The 13328-nt window shown below is 53.2% G+C and carries 17 protein-coding genes; 8 read left to right on the forward strand and 9 right to left on the reverse strand.

The genetic code is table 11. The annotated features are described in order from the left end of the window. Positions 1-85 precede the first annotated feature (85 nt). Positions 86-664: a hypothetical protein gene (locus AKG35_RS06250; RefSeq protein ID WP_041384487.1), complete on the forward strand. Its 579-nt coding sequence runs from the start codon at positions 86-88 to the stop codon at positions 662-664. A 6-nt stretch (positions 665-670) separates the two neighbouring features. On the opposite strand, the gene AKG35_RS13320 is transcribed toward AKG35_RS06250, so the two are convergent. Then, on the reverse strand, positions 671-847 hold the full coding sequence (locus AKG35_RS13320) for a hypothetical protein (protein WP_167523916.1): 177 nt from the start codon (positions 845-847) through the stop codon (positions 671-673). Positions 848-971: 124 nt separating this feature from the next. On the opposite strand from AKG35_RS13320, the gene AKG35_RS06255 reads away from it, so the two are divergent. Both AKG35_RS06255 and AKG35_RS06260 read left to right on the forward strand, forming a co-directional pair. Further along, complete coding sequence (locus AKG35_RS06255; RefSeq protein ID WP_419177155.1) at positions 972-2393, forward strand: DEAD/DEAH box helicase; 1422 nt, start codon at positions 972-974, stop codon at positions 2391-2393. 94 nt (positions 2394-2487) lie between these two features. Then, positions 2488-2736, forward strand: coding sequence for a hypothetical protein (locus AKG35_RS06260; protein WP_041385095.1), 249 nt, complete (start codon positions 2488-2490; stop codon positions 2734-2736). 346 nt (positions 2737-3082) lie between these two features. Here the strand turns inward: AKG35_RS06260 and infA are convergent, their stop codons facing one another. Beyond that, positions 3083-3352 (reverse strand): translation initiation factor IF-1, encoded by a 270-nt coding sequence (infA, locus tag AKG35_RS06265; protein WP_006041809.1) that lies wholly within the window; start codon positions 3350-3352, stop codon positions 3083-3085. 267 nt (positions 3353-3619) lie between these two features. Between infA and AKG35_RS06270 the strand changes: the two genes are divergently transcribed. Next, complete coding sequence (locus tag AKG35_RS06270) at positions 3620-4231, forward strand: pseudouridine synthase (protein ID WP_157859847.1); 612 nt, start codon at positions 3620-3622, stop codon at positions 4229-4231. Here the strand turns inward: AKG35_RS06270 and AKG35_RS06275 are convergent. The 5 genes from AKG35_RS06275 to AKG35_RS06295 form a co-directional block, all read right to left on the reverse strand. Further along, positions 4200-5003, reverse strand: coding sequence for a methyltransferase domain-containing protein (locus tag AKG35_RS06275; protein WP_011130541.1), 804 nt, complete (start codon positions 5001-5003; stop codon positions 4200-4202). The two genes, AKG35_RS06270 and AKG35_RS06275, sit on opposite strands and share 32 nt — an antisense overlap. A gap of 82 nt (positions 5004-5085) precedes the next feature. Further along, positions 5086-5301 carry a hypothetical protein gene (locus AKG35_RS06280; protein ID WP_011130542.1) on the reverse strand — a complete coding sequence of 72 codons (216 nt, stop codon included), beginning with the start codon at positions 5299-5301 and terminating at the stop codon, positions 5086-5088. A 75-nt stretch (positions 5302-5376) separates the two neighbouring features. Next, positions 5377-6339, reverse strand: a complete 963-nt coding sequence (locus tag AKG35_RS06285; RefSeq protein ID WP_011130543.1) for an NAD(P)H-binding protein — start codon at positions 6337-6339, stop codon at positions 5377-5379. Between the two features lie 55 nt (positions 6340-6394). Next, positions 6395-6493 (reverse strand): cytochrome b6-f complex subunit PetM, encoded by a 99-nt coding sequence (gene petM / locus AKG35_RS06290; protein WP_011130544.1) that lies wholly within the window; start codon positions 6491-6493, stop codon positions 6395-6397. 28 nt (positions 6494-6521) lie between these two features. Then, positions 6522-7796, reverse strand: a complete 1275-nt coding sequence (locus AKG35_RS06295) for a N2,N2-dimethylguanosine tRNA methyltransferase (RefSeq protein ID WP_011130545.1) — start codon at positions 7794-7796, stop codon at positions 6522-6524. Between AKG35_RS06295 and AKG35_RS06300 the strand changes: the two genes are divergently transcribed. Both AKG35_RS06300 and ilvN read left to right on the forward strand, forming a co-directional pair. Next, complete coding sequence (locus AKG35_RS06300; RefSeq protein ID WP_011130546.1) at positions 7710-8708, forward strand: alpha/beta fold hydrolase; 999 nt, start codon at positions 7710-7712, stop codon at positions 8706-8708. The two genes, AKG35_RS06295 and AKG35_RS06300, sit on opposite strands and share 87 nt — an antisense overlap. Before the next feature lie 5 nt (positions 8709-8713). After that, the gene (gene ilvN, locus AKG35_RS06305; protein ID WP_011130547.1) at positions 8714-9244 is read left to right on the forward strand and encodes an acetolactate synthase small subunit; all 531 of its coding nucleotides are present in this window, start codon (positions 8714-8716) and stop codon (positions 9242-9244) included. A 25-nt stretch (positions 9245-9269) separates the two neighbouring features. On the opposite strand, the gene AKG35_RS06310 is transcribed toward ilvN, so the two are convergent. Further along, positions 9270-9974, reverse strand: coding sequence for a peptidylprolyl isomerase (locus tag AKG35_RS06310; RefSeq protein WP_011130548.1), 705 nt, complete (start codon positions 9972-9974; stop codon positions 9270-9272). 3 nt (positions 9975-9977) lie between these two features. Continuing rightward, the gene (locus tag AKG35_RS06315) at positions 9978-10553 is read right to left on the reverse strand and encodes a photosystem I assembly protein Ycf4 (protein WP_011130549.1); all 576 of its coding nucleotides are present in this window, start codon (positions 10551-10553) and stop codon (positions 9978-9980) included. 190 nt (positions 10554-10743) lie between these two features. On the opposite strand from AKG35_RS06315, the gene psbD reads away from it, so the two are divergent. Continuing rightward, entirely contained in the window at positions 10744-11799 is a 1056-nt protein-coding gene (gene psbD / locus AKG35_RS06320; RefSeq protein ID WP_011130550.1) for a photosystem II D2 protein (photosystem q(a) protein), read from the forward strand. Next, entirely contained in the window at positions 11783-13180 is a 1398-nt protein-coding gene (psbC, locus tag AKG35_RS06325) for a photosystem II reaction center protein CP43 (protein WP_011130551.1), read from the forward strand. Before psbD ends, psbC begins: the two co-directional genes overlap by 17 nt. Positions 13181-13328 lie beyond the last annotated feature (148 nt).

Below are 13328 nucleotides of genomic sequence, written 5' to 3' on the forward strand. Positions count from 1 at the left end.
CCTCCCCATACCGGGAGCTTTCCTGAAGAAAAGTTTTTTTAGCTGAACTTTTAGCTATGAAGGAGTGTTGACTCCAACTGCCTCAATGGGCCTAACCGCAATCGAATGTCCAGATGGTGTTTGCCATAGCCATCACGGAGGCCATGCCGTGGAGCGCTCCACAATGCAGAACAACCTCCAGGGACACGGGAGAGAATGGTGTGAACGCCTGGCAGAACGGATCTACGAGATTTCGGTGGATACCTTCTCCCAAACAGTGATGCCGAGCCTCCATTCCGCAGGATGGCAGCGACGCCATTTGGATTGGGAATTCAAGCTCGACAAACAGGAGTCGGAGCCTGACAAGGCTTTGGTAGACGGGATTATCAACGCCACCGAGAGTTTCCTCCGCAGCAGTGAAGTCCACCGACTGTTCATTCAAGAACTGGTTCAGGGAACCTTTGCTGAAGCCGGTTCAGACACCCTGAGGGCATCAGCCGTTCAAAAGCTGATCGAAAACGAATTGCTAACGATGCTCAAGGAGAAAAAGGAGCAATTGCTCGATCGCTTAGCTGGTCAACTGATGGATGAGGCTCAGGGCAACTTCGAGATCGCACACACTGCCGCAAGCGAAGGCCTCAATGAGGTTGAGCACCTGCTCGTAAACCACACCGAAGCGCTCTGAACTCAGTCAGACAATTGGTAACAACTCCTGTTCCATAGCCAAGGCCTCAAGCTTCAACCCTTGGCTATGGAGCCAGCGTGCTCTCAGGATCAACGGATCAATGTCAAATTCATGGAGCCAGCACTGCTCCAGGCTGCGGCGTTGCTGAAAAATAAACTGTGATGAATTGCGGCGCTTGGCCATGGTGCCAGGGGGCCGAAAACCCCAAAAGCTCTTGGCCAGAAGCTAAAGATGCCAGCAGCGAAATAAATGGTTAGAAAGACCTATCTTCTCGTGCAATGTCATCTCCAAGCCTTCCTTTGAACTGCTGAGAGAGTCCTGCCAGCCCAAAATCCGACCCCGGATTTGGCAGCAACAGCTGATTCAGCTGCTTCGTCGCAGACTGTCTCCACAGGCAATCCAAGGGCGAGATGTGCTTGTGCATGCGGGCCCAGGTGCAGGCAAAACCCTCGGCGCCCTCCTCAGCTTCGAGGCCATGCAGCGAGGGGGTGGCTTAACGCGATTCATAGTTTTTTGCCACCGCAACTCGATCCTGAATCAATGGCACCAAGCATCTAAACAACTAGGCCTCAACTTGCAGGACTGGGAAGCCTTCCCAGAACAACCCGAGATCCTCAAACAAGCAGACGGCTGGGCCGTGACCTATCAAGGTGCCGGTCTTCAGTTAGAGACCCTGATAGCAGAACTAAAAGACTGGGCCGGTGACGGCTTACTCGCTATTGCCGATGAAGCCCACCACCTCGGGATGAATCCAGATGAACCTCAGGGCCCAGCCTGGGGACGCACCTTTCTTGCTCTCACTGGCAGCAGCAAAATACGGCTTGGTCTGACTGGCACGCCCTTCCGCGCCGACAATCTGGCCTTCTGTGCAGCCCGAAGAGTGCGCGTAGAAGCCGAGGGGGCTCTGGTGGAGCAGATCAGCCCAGATCTCTGCGTGGAACCCAGTGAGCTGATTCATGCTGGAGATGTGCGCCCCCTCGAATTCCGCTTCCAGGATGGCTGGGTGGAACACAGCCGTCCTGGACAGCCCGATCGAGATGTCTCACCCCTCTCTGCTGAAGTGCGTGAAAGCTGGCGAGCACGCAATCTACGTAGGGCTATTCGGATCTCAGACTCAAGCAGTATTGCCTTGCAACTGTTACTACGTGCACGACGTCAACTTAAGAAGGTACGTCGCCACCATCACGATGCAGCAGGCCTTGTGATCGCTAGAGATATCGAACACGCTGGTGGCATCGCCCAGCTCCTGCAAGAGGAAGGCGATCGTGTCGAGCTGGTGCACTCCCAAGACCGTGATGCCAGTGCTCGCCTGGCAGCCTTCCAAACAAGCAAAGCCGACTGGTTAGTCAGCATCGACATGTGTGCAGAGGGATTCGATGCCCCAAGACTTCGCGTGGTTGCTTATCTCACAACGGTGGCAACGCGCAGCAGATTCATACAGGGAATCACTCGCGCGGTAAGGATCTCCACAGCAAGAGCATCGTTAGAGCCGGTACCTCGTCACCCTTCCTATGTCTTTGCACCTGCAGATCCCTTACTGATGGGCCATGCCCGAAGCTGGTCGAAGACAGAGCCATATCTCATCAGAGACAGTGAAGCGAAAGCAGAGGAAAACACAACGATGGGTCACTGGCGAGGCCCAAGCCTGCCACTCGAAGCAGTCAACGATGGAGCAGGTGCTGTCATCCGACTACGCACACCAAATCTGCCCAGTTTTTTGCAGCGTTGACGACAACTTTTACAAAAGAAAAATGCGACGTTCTATAAAATCAAACCAAATACAGACCACTTACATGCAATTCTCTGGCCAATGGGGACCAATCATGAACACAGCTATTCGACGACGTATAAGCGTTTCAACGTGTTGGGCATCCGCCAGAATCGCTTTACTAGACAGCAAAGAGAGCTACGAAGACAGTTACGCCATCACCCAAGAATTCCGCGAGTGGATCACATGTCCAGGTGGACATCACGAACTACTTGAGGCCTCAGTTCTTGCGGTGCCGAACCTTTCCAGCAAAAGCCATTCCTACGATAAAACAAGCGACGCAGACGAGGCCCTAGAGATCTAGGCAAATTTAACCAGGGATTTCTGCTGACTTGAAATATTTTACACGCAGAAGTCAAGCTATCAGAGAAGTAATGGAAGCCTCAACTTATGAGAGCAAAATTATCACTTATCAGAGATTATTGCCAGAGTTGCTGTCACCAATAATATCATCATCTAGGCTATTTAATTGATCAAGGCAACAAGCAATTCTTTAGAACAAAATTAGGATCAAGCAGCAAAAATTTGTCTACCAGTAAAAAACAGCTTGTATCATTATCACATGAAAGTTGAAGTGGCAAAACCTAACAAGCAGCGCTGTCAATCCTTATAAGAATTCAAGCCCAGCCCATCTATTCTTATGAAGCTGATTAACGTCGTCGTGGGCCACCAGGGCGATTTCCACCCGGGCGCCCCCCTGGGGCTCCAGCATTTCGCTCTCGATAAGTGATTCTGCCTCGAGTGAGGTCATAGGGACTGATCTCCACTAGCACCTTGTCACCAGCGAGCAATTTGATGCGGAACTTGGTGAGCTTGCCGGCGGCACGACATAAACACTGATGACCGGCGGGCTGCTCAAGGGTGACCAGATAGAACCCGTTGCCTTGTTCCTTCTCAATCACACCCGAGGTTTCGATCATGCGGTTGTGCCGTGGCTCATTGGTTCAATCGGAGTTTAGGTTGCGGCCCCTGCAAACACGGCAGAGTCAAAAAGTCTCTAGGGCCGATTGTCATTTCGCCACGCTCCATGATGGTCCACCGTTAAGACTCAGGCTTAAACGATGACTCATTTCTATTGAAGCAATCAAGCGCTGACGATCCCTACAACGATTTATCTATGCTGATACTGCTCGCGTCTACTGACTGATCAGCTGACCACCCAAGCAGACGACTTCACGACCCTTCTGTTGAACAAGCCCTACGGCTTCCTAAGCCAGTTCACCCCAGAACCAGGCAGCCAGTGGAGGTGCTTAGCAGACTTGATCCCCATACCCAGGGTGTATGCGGCAGGCCGCCTAGATGCTGACAGCGAAGGCCTCTTGGTTCTCACTTCCCATGGTCGCCTGCAGCATCGACTCACCAATCCCCATTTGAGCCACTGGCGGGTTTATTGGGTGCAAGTAGAGGGTTCACCTAGTGAAAGTCAACTACAAAAACTTGCCTCAGGAGTGATCATCAAGGGAAAGAGAACCCGTCCTGCCCTAGCGAGCTGGCTGAAGGGAAACGTTGCTCCGATCGTGAGAGAGCGTGAACCACCCATCCGTGTGCGGCAAAGCATCCCCACTAGCTGGCTTGAATTGAAGTTAAAAGAAGGGAGAAACAGACAGGTTCGACGGATGACAGCAGCCGTAGGGCTGCCAACCCTTCGCTTGATCCGTCATCGCATCGAGCTTATGGATGGTGAGCCACCCCTCAGCATTGAAGGGATGGATCCTGGCCAATGGAGGCAGGTCTCATCAAGAGAGACCAACCTCCTGCTGTCCCTCCTCAATCATCCGGCAGCTGACCCACAAGCGTGACGGCGCGAAATTCAATGTCTTCAACCACCTGCCAGGGTTGATCAGAACGATCGGCATAGCTCACCTTCTCAAAGCCCAAAGCACGAAAATCCTGCAGGAAGGCCTCTTCCTGCCAGGCCCCACTAATGCAGCCACTCCACAGTTCCGGATCCTGCTGAAGAGCAAGGGGTACTGGCTTATCACAGACGATATCGCTAACAGCAAGCCGTCCACCTGGCCGCAAAACCCTGCGAATGTTGGCCAGCAGATTCTTACGATCTGCAGGATTCACCAAATTGAGCACACAGTTGCTCAACACCACATCAATCGACCGATCGGCAATAAGCGGAGACCCATCAACCTGAGGGGCTTCAAGCGCTTCGATAGCGCCCTCGACAAAGCGCACATTGGCAAAGCCAATCCGCTCCGCCACAACTGGTGCGGCCTGACGAGCCAGGTTGAGCATCTCAACATTGCGATCCACCCCAATCACGGCACCCGCCGAACCGATCAGCTGGGCACAAATAAAAGCGTTCTTGCCACTGCCACTGCCAAGATCAAGCACAGTGTCACCAGGCTTAACCCATCGAGTTGGGTCACCGCAGCCGTAATCGCGCTCTACAACTTCACGAGGGATGGCCTTAAGCAGGCTGAGATCGAAAGCCACCGGGGTACACAAACAAGCTTCCTGGGCATGCGCTGCAGCTCCATAGCGCTCCTCTACAGCCTGCGTCTGATCTAACGCATCAGCTCCAGGGCCTGAAGCAGAGGGACTACAGCAACTACTGCTCATGAATCAAGCCCTTCAAGAAAGATCAATCCATTGTGGTCGGCAGGGAAAGAATCGGTGGCTAAACCTGCATGACCCAAGGGCATTAGCCCAAGGCCTCCAGTAGCTCATTCACTGTCTGCAACTGGCCGTAGTAGTAATTGGCCCTAGCCCGGCGCTCAGCATCCTCTAGGCCGTCAAAGGCATCGAAGCCAAGGTTGCGCCAAAGCTCATGCCCACAAGCCCGATCGAGCTCCTGAATAGCCTCACAAGACAAATTGTCTAGTCGGCGCTGCAGGTTTTTCACTTGAACAACAGACATGCCAGCAGGAGCAAAACAGATATTGCTAATAGTACAAATAAACCATCCTCACGCCAGTATTGGATGGAGGATTCCTTAAAAAGGCAGCTTTTTCCTGCTTTCCTCGTCGAGATCTGCCTCCATCTCACGCAGTCGCTTGAGGATCGTGTCGTAGTACTCGGAGATATAACTTTCAAGAGGGGTGGTTTCCGAAGAATCCAAGCCAAAGCAGGAATAGGTGTCATCCATCGGTGCATCCAAAGCAATTCCTCCTCCAGTGACCTCTGCAAAAGCAAGCCTTTCAGCCATATTCACTGACTGTTCAAAGAATGAGACCACTCTCTGGCTCAATCCGATCAGAAAAGGTGACACACGAATCACCTTGGCTGTTTTACTGCTGGACTTTTCGCAAAATTGCACAATTTCTTCGGAGGTCCAAGCCTTCGGACCCACGACAGGAAAGCTGCGGCGGATCGTTTCAGGACGCTCCAAAGCAGCCACAGCAAAACGTGCGACGTCTTGGGTATTCATGTATGCAACTGCTGTAGGCGTTTCACTCACCCAAACCGTCTGGTTTTCAAGAACAGGTATGGCGATTTGACCGATCAACCCCTGCATAAAGGCAACACCCTGCAAAATCGTGTAATCGAATGACGAATCTGCCAACAGCCTCTCGGTGCAGAATTTGATGTCCATCAGTGGCACGTTGAGATGCTTCTCAGCTGCCAACAAAGAAAGAAAGACGTAGCGCGTCACTCCTGCTTTCTCACAAGCCCTCAGCAGATTGAGCTTTCCATCCCAATCGGTTGTGTAGACACTCGCAGAATCATCGGGACGGCTCGTGGCCGCATCAATGACAGCATCGATGCCATCAAGAGAGTAATCAATAGTCTCCGGATCAAGCAGATCGCCGCAGGTGAGCTCGCAACCCCACTCCTGCAGGAAAGCCCCTTTACGAGGTTTTCGGACCATGCAGCGGACCTGATGGCCAGCATCAATGGCACGACGAGCTATCTGCCGCCCAAGGGTGCCAGTTCCACCAACCAACAGAACCTGCATAGGGCCCTTCAATACAAGCAAGGAGCCTATATCGAGCGACTCCAGTCTGCGAACTTCAGTCCCCCTGAAGCTTCAATAAGAGAGCACCACCTGCAAGACCAACTGGGATCAACACCCAGAAGACGGCAGCAATCCCGAAAATCTCCGAAGCCATGAATGGGCATTTGAATCACGCACACCATTTAACGCCCTTCCTGACACATCTCGTGGCAAATCCGCAAAAGCTCGGTCACTGTCGCATCGGTTCGTAGTTGTCCTGCCATCACGGCACTGCCGCAAGCCTCATGGCCAGCAAAACGCAAAGCCCTGACCAATGCCAAAACAGACGGCGGGCCAGACAAAACCAGACGCTTGGCCAGTTCAGCTGTGGACCAGCAATAGACCGGCAAGCCGATATCAGACTGCAAGCGATGCAACAGCCGAAGTGTGGCGGATGCGATCGGAACGATCGACTGTTCTGCTAACACCAACAAATCGGCCAACACAACTGGCGACTGAAGGGGGCCCAGCCAAAGGGGACCGCTCACCGCCCAGCGGCCACCTCCTTGTGAACACATACACCCTGACCATCCCTGCAGGGAGAGAAGTGGTTGAGCAAGCTGAGCACCACAAGCCTCACAGCGAGCTAAAAGCCCAAGATGGCTCTCCTCACATGCAGAAATTCGACGCTTGATCCTTACCGCAACACGAAAAGTACGACCTTCACTAAAGCTGACCAGGGGCTCCAAGCCACGCCCTAGCAGCCAGGCATGTCGTGCAAGAACCCCAAGCTGCAGCCTCAAAGCGATCTCCCAGCTGGCTGGATGCACCCGAGCCGCAGCAGCCAAACTGCGAATTGCCCCTGGCCGGTCATGACCTGTGGGAGAGCGACCATCACTGCTTGAAAGCAGCAAAAACCCCTCAGAAGCGAGAACCTGCAACACAGGTTGCAGAAACGCATTCGGACAACCAAAACAATCGAGATCAATCAGATCAAAACGACACTGATCGAGGTAGGCACGGCTCAGCAGGACCTCAGCGGGCTGATGAAAAAGCTTTAGCGAGATTTGCTCTTGGCGCAGAGGGGCCAGATTCCTCTCCAAAAGAGAAGCGCGCTCAAGATCGGCATCATTCACCCACAGCTCTGGCAGCTGCTCTACTCCTGACGCCAACAATGAGGGCTTAACAGCCTCCAACCCCCAGCGCAAAGCACGAATACCGCAACCAGCCATAAGGTCCAACCAGCGCAAAGCAGGCGAAAACTTCTCTCTCCTCTGCTGCTGAAAAGCAGCCAATAAAACCGAAAGATCACGGGAAGGACGAGACTCTGGGCGGAAGAAACCACCTCCTGGCTCCAAAACGACTGAGCCTTCGCGATAGTGGGTGGTGGGTTGGTTCAAGCCGCTTTGTTTGCAACTGACTTCCAGACTGCCGAGCGGGCCATTCAAGAGACAGGTGCTGACTGGGGCGAATCCCATGATTGGTATTGGCAAGGCCTACGTTGTCACTGGCGTGTACTGGGAGCAGAGGATGCACGGCCACTCGTGCTCATCCACGGATTCGGTGCCAGCAGCGCTCATTGGCGACACAATGCTGCACCCCTAAAAGCGGCAGGATTCCGCGTCTACAGCATTGATCTGATCGGTTTTGGAGCTTCAGCCCAGCCAGGACTGAAGCAATTTCGACGCCTCGACAATCGACTGTGGGGCAAACAATTAGCAGCCTTTCTTGAGCAAATTGTCCAGGCCAGCCCCTCTCAACAAGCAGTACTAATAGGCAATTCTCTAGGAGCACTAACGGCTCTCACCACAGCCGCATTCCGCCCAGACCTTGTTGGAGCTGTGGTAGCAGCTCCATTACCGGATCCTGCATTGGTTGAACCATTGAGCTTCCACCCCACCCGCTGGTGGCGCCGGTTAAAGCACAAGTTGATCGCAATCATCTTCCGCCTCTTGCCTCTGGAACTGATTGTTCCTCTCATCGCACGAACGCCACTCCTTAAAGCAGCTCTTCAAATGGGCTACCACCACTCCATCCATTTAGACCATGAGCTACTACACCTGATCGCCCAACCTGCAAGGCGACCCTCGGCAGCTCGCGCCCTACGAGCGATGTGCGTTGGCATGACACTGCGGCCAGTGGGCTGCACAGCTCCTCGCTTACTAAAACGCCTTGCTAGCAGGCCCGATCGCCCCCCCATATTGCTTCTCTGGGGACGAGAGGACCGTTTTGTGCCATTAAAAATTGGCCATCGACTGCAGCATCAATACCCATGGATAACGCTTTCAGTGCTTAATGAAACTGGCCATTGCCCCCATGACGAATCCACCCAGGCTTTTGATCAAGCCGTGTTCAGCTGGCTGAACCTTAATTTAGGTAATGAACAATAAAGGGCATGAAGCACACCCTTTCAGTGCTAGTCGAAGACGAATCCGGAGCTCTAAGCCGGATCGCAGGACTTTTTGCACGCCGTGGTTTCAACATCGACAGCCTTGCGGTGGGCCCAGCCGAAACGCCTGGACAATCCCGACTGACGATGGTTGTAGAGGGAGACGATCATGCCCTTCAACAGATGAGCAAACAGCTCGACAAACTCGTCAACGTCCTGCAGGTGCTTGATCTAACCAGGCAACCTGCAGTCGAACGAGAACTGATGCTGCTCAAAGTTTCCGCACCCGCTCACCAGCGCAGCTCCATTTTCGATCTCGTTCAGGTCTTCCGAGCGAAAGTGGTTGATGTGGCCGATGGCGCGCTTACCCTTGAGGTGGTGGGTGACCCAGGCAAGCTGGTGGCGCTCGAAAGCTTGCTGACCCCTTACGGGATTATCGAAATCGCCCGTACCGGCAAGGTCGCTCTGGTAAGGGCCTCAGGGGTAAACACCGAACTCTTAAAGGTCTCTCCGAGCGGGAGCCGAATACCGGCCTAAGTGATTGGCAATGTCTTAAGGGTTTTTATTTCGCCATTACCAGGCTGGCTTTAAAAATACGATCACCCTGCTGAATCGAATCCACCACCTCCAACCCCTTGATCACCCTGCCAAAAACAGCATAACGGCCATCAAGTTCGGGCAAAGGGCGCAAAGCAATGTAAAACTGAGCACTGGCTGAATCCGGCGCCGGAGAACGAGCCATAGCCAGAGCCCCCTTCTTATGAGTCAATTGCAATTGCAGCAACTCTCTGGGGTTGGTGATCAACTTTCCATAGCGAGGCTGGTCATCTGTTTTCAACTTCACTTCAAAGGGAATGAAGCGGGCCTGAGCACTGGCGGGATCGATGAAACTACCCTTCCCGTAATTGATCTTGAGCGTTTTAGGATCCTTTGAAGCAGGATCACCGCCCTGAATAACAAAGGGAACGGGCTCTTTCACGACCCGATGAAAAACAGTGCCGTTATAGACACCACGTTTAACAAGATCGACGAAATTACCTGCGGTAACAGGAGCAGCATCACCATCCACCTCAAGGGTGATTGCGCCTCGATTCGTACTCATCAGCACATTGGCTTTGCCTTGCAAGCAGGGGCTAGTCAGCGAGGAACAAACCGCCTTGATCGATGCCGTAGTGGACTTGCTGCAGCCAACCAATAAGGGCACACAAAGCAGAATTCCCCAGATGTTTTGACGCCGAATCAAACGCGCAAGGGATGAGAGCAACAAAATTCAGAGCCCTTCAAGATTCACGTCAAGAAAACGCGCTAGCTCAGCACCATCCTGTTCTAACTGTGCGAGGGGGAGAGGCTGACCGACGCGGGTAAGAGTGATGTCTCGCCGACCTTGAACCCGCAAGGACAAGCGGCGAAGGGGATTGAAACCATCACGTACCTCAACCTTGACGGCTTTGACATCCTTGAGGGGGAACTCCGCGCTGATCAGCTTGAAATATCCGCGACGGCAAATTTTCACCATCCCGGAAGCCTTGTCAAAGTTGTTGCTACCTGCACCCAAATTGATGTTGATCATCGCCCAGAGGTAACTCGCAAGCAGCAAACCTGCTATGCCATAGAGACCCATCACCAAGCCCTGAGGCACGAATAGGAGAGTCGAAGGACTGCCGATGGGAAGAAGATCTCGCCCCAAATAACTAGACAGACAAGTCAGTGTGAAGCCAAGGCCGCCGATTGTGACGATGACGGCCAAGAGCTGATTGGAGAGACGTCGAAAACCGAGAACCGATTGCTCAAGCCGCTCCAGAGAAGCATCTCCGGCCTTAGGGGTTTCCTGGAGATCAGCTGACATGACTACCCAATATGAATCTCCATTCTGGACTGCTACAGCCCACAACGGGCAGATTTGAAGCAAGCCAAAGGAGCAACACCACTACAAGGGGTTTCAGCTCATGGCAACTCTCTCCCAAAGGCCCCTTTGGGATTGTTAAAGTCTTCGGGTATCCCACAGCTTGCGGCAGAACCGCACCGTTTTTTTTCCCATGACGATCGCTGTAGGACGCGCGCCTCAGCGGGGATGGTTTGACGTCCTCGATGATTGGCTCAAGCGCGACCGCTTCGTTTTTGTTGGCTGGTCTGGCCTTCTCTTATTCCCTACGGCCTACTTGGCCCTAGGAGGCTGGTTTACCGGCACCACCTTCGTTACCTCCTGGTACACCCACGGCATTGCAAGTTCCTATCTGGAAGGCTGCAATTTCCTTAGCGCCGCTGTAAGCACCCCCGCAGATGCGATGGGTCATAGCTTGCTGCTGCTATGGGGCCCTGAAGCGCAGGGTGATTTCGTGCGCTGGTGTCAGCTTGGTGGCCTCTGGACCTTCGTAGCCCTTCACGGCTCCTTCTCTCTGATCGGCTTCATGCTGAGACAGTTCGAGATTGCCCGTTTGGTTGGCATCCGCCCCTACAACGCCCTTGCCTTCTCAGGACCAGTCGTTGTCTTCCTGGCGTGTTTCCTCATTTACCCCCTAGGACAACACAGCTGGTTCTTTGCTCCCTCGTTTGGGGTTGCAGCAATCTTCCGCTTCATTCTCTTCCTTCAGGGCTTCCATAACTGGACTCTGAATCCCTTCCACATGATGGGAGTAGCAGGAATCCTTGGTGGTGCCTTGCTCTGTGGCATCCATGGCGCAACGGTGCAGAACACCTTGTTCGAGGATGGCGCTATGTCAAACACCTTTAAAGGGTTTGATCCCACCCAGGAAGAAGAGACCTATTCCATGGTCACCGCCAACCGTTTCTGGAGCCAGATTTTCGGAATCGCCTTTTCCAACAAACGCTGGCTGCACTTCTTCATGCTGTTCGTGCCTGTCATGGGCATGTGGACGCCTTCGGTTGGCATCGTTGGCTTAGCAGTCAACCTGCGTGCCTACGACTTCGTGTCCCAGGAAGTCCGCGCAGCTGAAGACCCCGAATTCGAAACCTTCTACACCAAGAACGTTCTTCTTAACGAAGGTATCCGAGCCTGGATGTCCGTTGCGGACCAACCTCACGAAAACTTTGTATTCCCTGAAGAGGTAATGCCACGTGGAAACGCCCTTTAAATCTGGTTCCATACTGCAGAATGCCGGGGGATACAGCCTTGAATCCACCGGTTACGCATGGTGGGCAGGTAATGCCCGTTTCATCAACCTTTCTGGACGCCTACTTGGCGCCCACGTTGCCCATGCAGGTCTGATGACTTTCTGGGCAGGAGCCATGCTCCTGTTCGAAGTAAGTCACTTCACCTTCGACAAGCCAATTTTCGAGCAAGGCCTGATCTTGATGCCACATGTGGCAGCGCTTGGTTATGGCGTTGGTACAGGTGGCGAAATCGTAGACATCTACCCGTTCTTCCATTGCGGGGTGATGCACTTAATCATCTCTGCTGTGTTCGGCTTGGGTGGGGTCTATCACTCCTTGGCCGGCCCTGAAAAACTTCAGGATTACAGCTCTCCATTTTTCAGGCTTGATTGGAAAGACAAAAATCAGATGACCAACATTCTTGGTTACAACCTGATTTTTCTAGGCTGGGGAGCTCTTGCTCTGATCCTCAAGGCCTGCTTCTTTGGCGGCATCTATGACACCTGGGCTCCAGGTGGTGGCGACGTGAGATTAATCACCAGCCCCACACTTGATCCAGGCGTGATCTTTGGATACGTGTTCAGTTCTCCCTGGGGAGGTACCGGTTGGATCACTGGTGTCAACTCAATGGAAGACCTCATTGGTGGTCACATTTACGTTGCTGCTCTTCTATTCGTTGGCGGCCATTTCCACATTGCCACCAAGCCATGGGGATGGGTTCGTAGAGCCTTCATCTGGAACGGAGAGGCCTACCTCAGCTACGCCCTTGCTGGCCTGAGCTGTTGTGGTTTCATTGCCACGGCCTACATATGGTTCAACGTCACCGCCTATCCATCAGAGTTCTACGGTCCATCGAACGCCGAAGCCTCTCAAGCCCAGAGCTTCACCTTCCTCGTTCGTGACCAACGCCTTGGAGCAAATATTGGTACTGCCATGGGGCCAACAGGCCTTGGTAAGTACCTGATGCGTTCTCCTACTGGTGAAATCATCTTTGGTGGAGAAACGATGCGCTTCTGGGACTTCCGTGGTCCTTGGTTAGAACCACTGCGTGGACCTAACGGCCTGAGCCTTGACAAGCTTCAGAACGATGTTCAGCCATGGCAAGTGCGCCGTGCTGCTGAATACATGACCCACGCCCCCAACGCCTCCATCAACTCAGTAGGTGGAATCATCACCGAGCCCAACTCGGTTAACTTCGTGAACCTTCGCCAGTGGTTAGCTGGTCATGCGTTCTTCCTAGCTTGGTTCACCATCGTGGGGCACTGGTTCCACGCTGGTCGCGCCAGGGCTGTTGCAGCAGGGTTTGAAAAAGGCACCGATCGTAAGACCGAACCAGCCTTGTCAATGCCTGATCTGGACTGATTCTCAACATCAAGCATCGATCTTGTTAATCGGGAAAACCTTCAACCCTCGCCATTGCGGCGAGGGTTTTTTTTCATTAAGCCAAAGGACATCAAAAAAACACAGCGCAACAATCACATGCTCAATAGAACCTGAAGAACAACAACTT

The sequence above is a fragment of the Prochlorococcus marinus str. MIT 9313 genome, from assembly GCF_000011485.1.
GTDB classification, from domain to species: Bacteria; Cyanobacteriota; Cyanobacteriia; order PCC-6307; family Cyanobiaceae; genus Prochlorococcus; species Prochlorococcus marinus_D.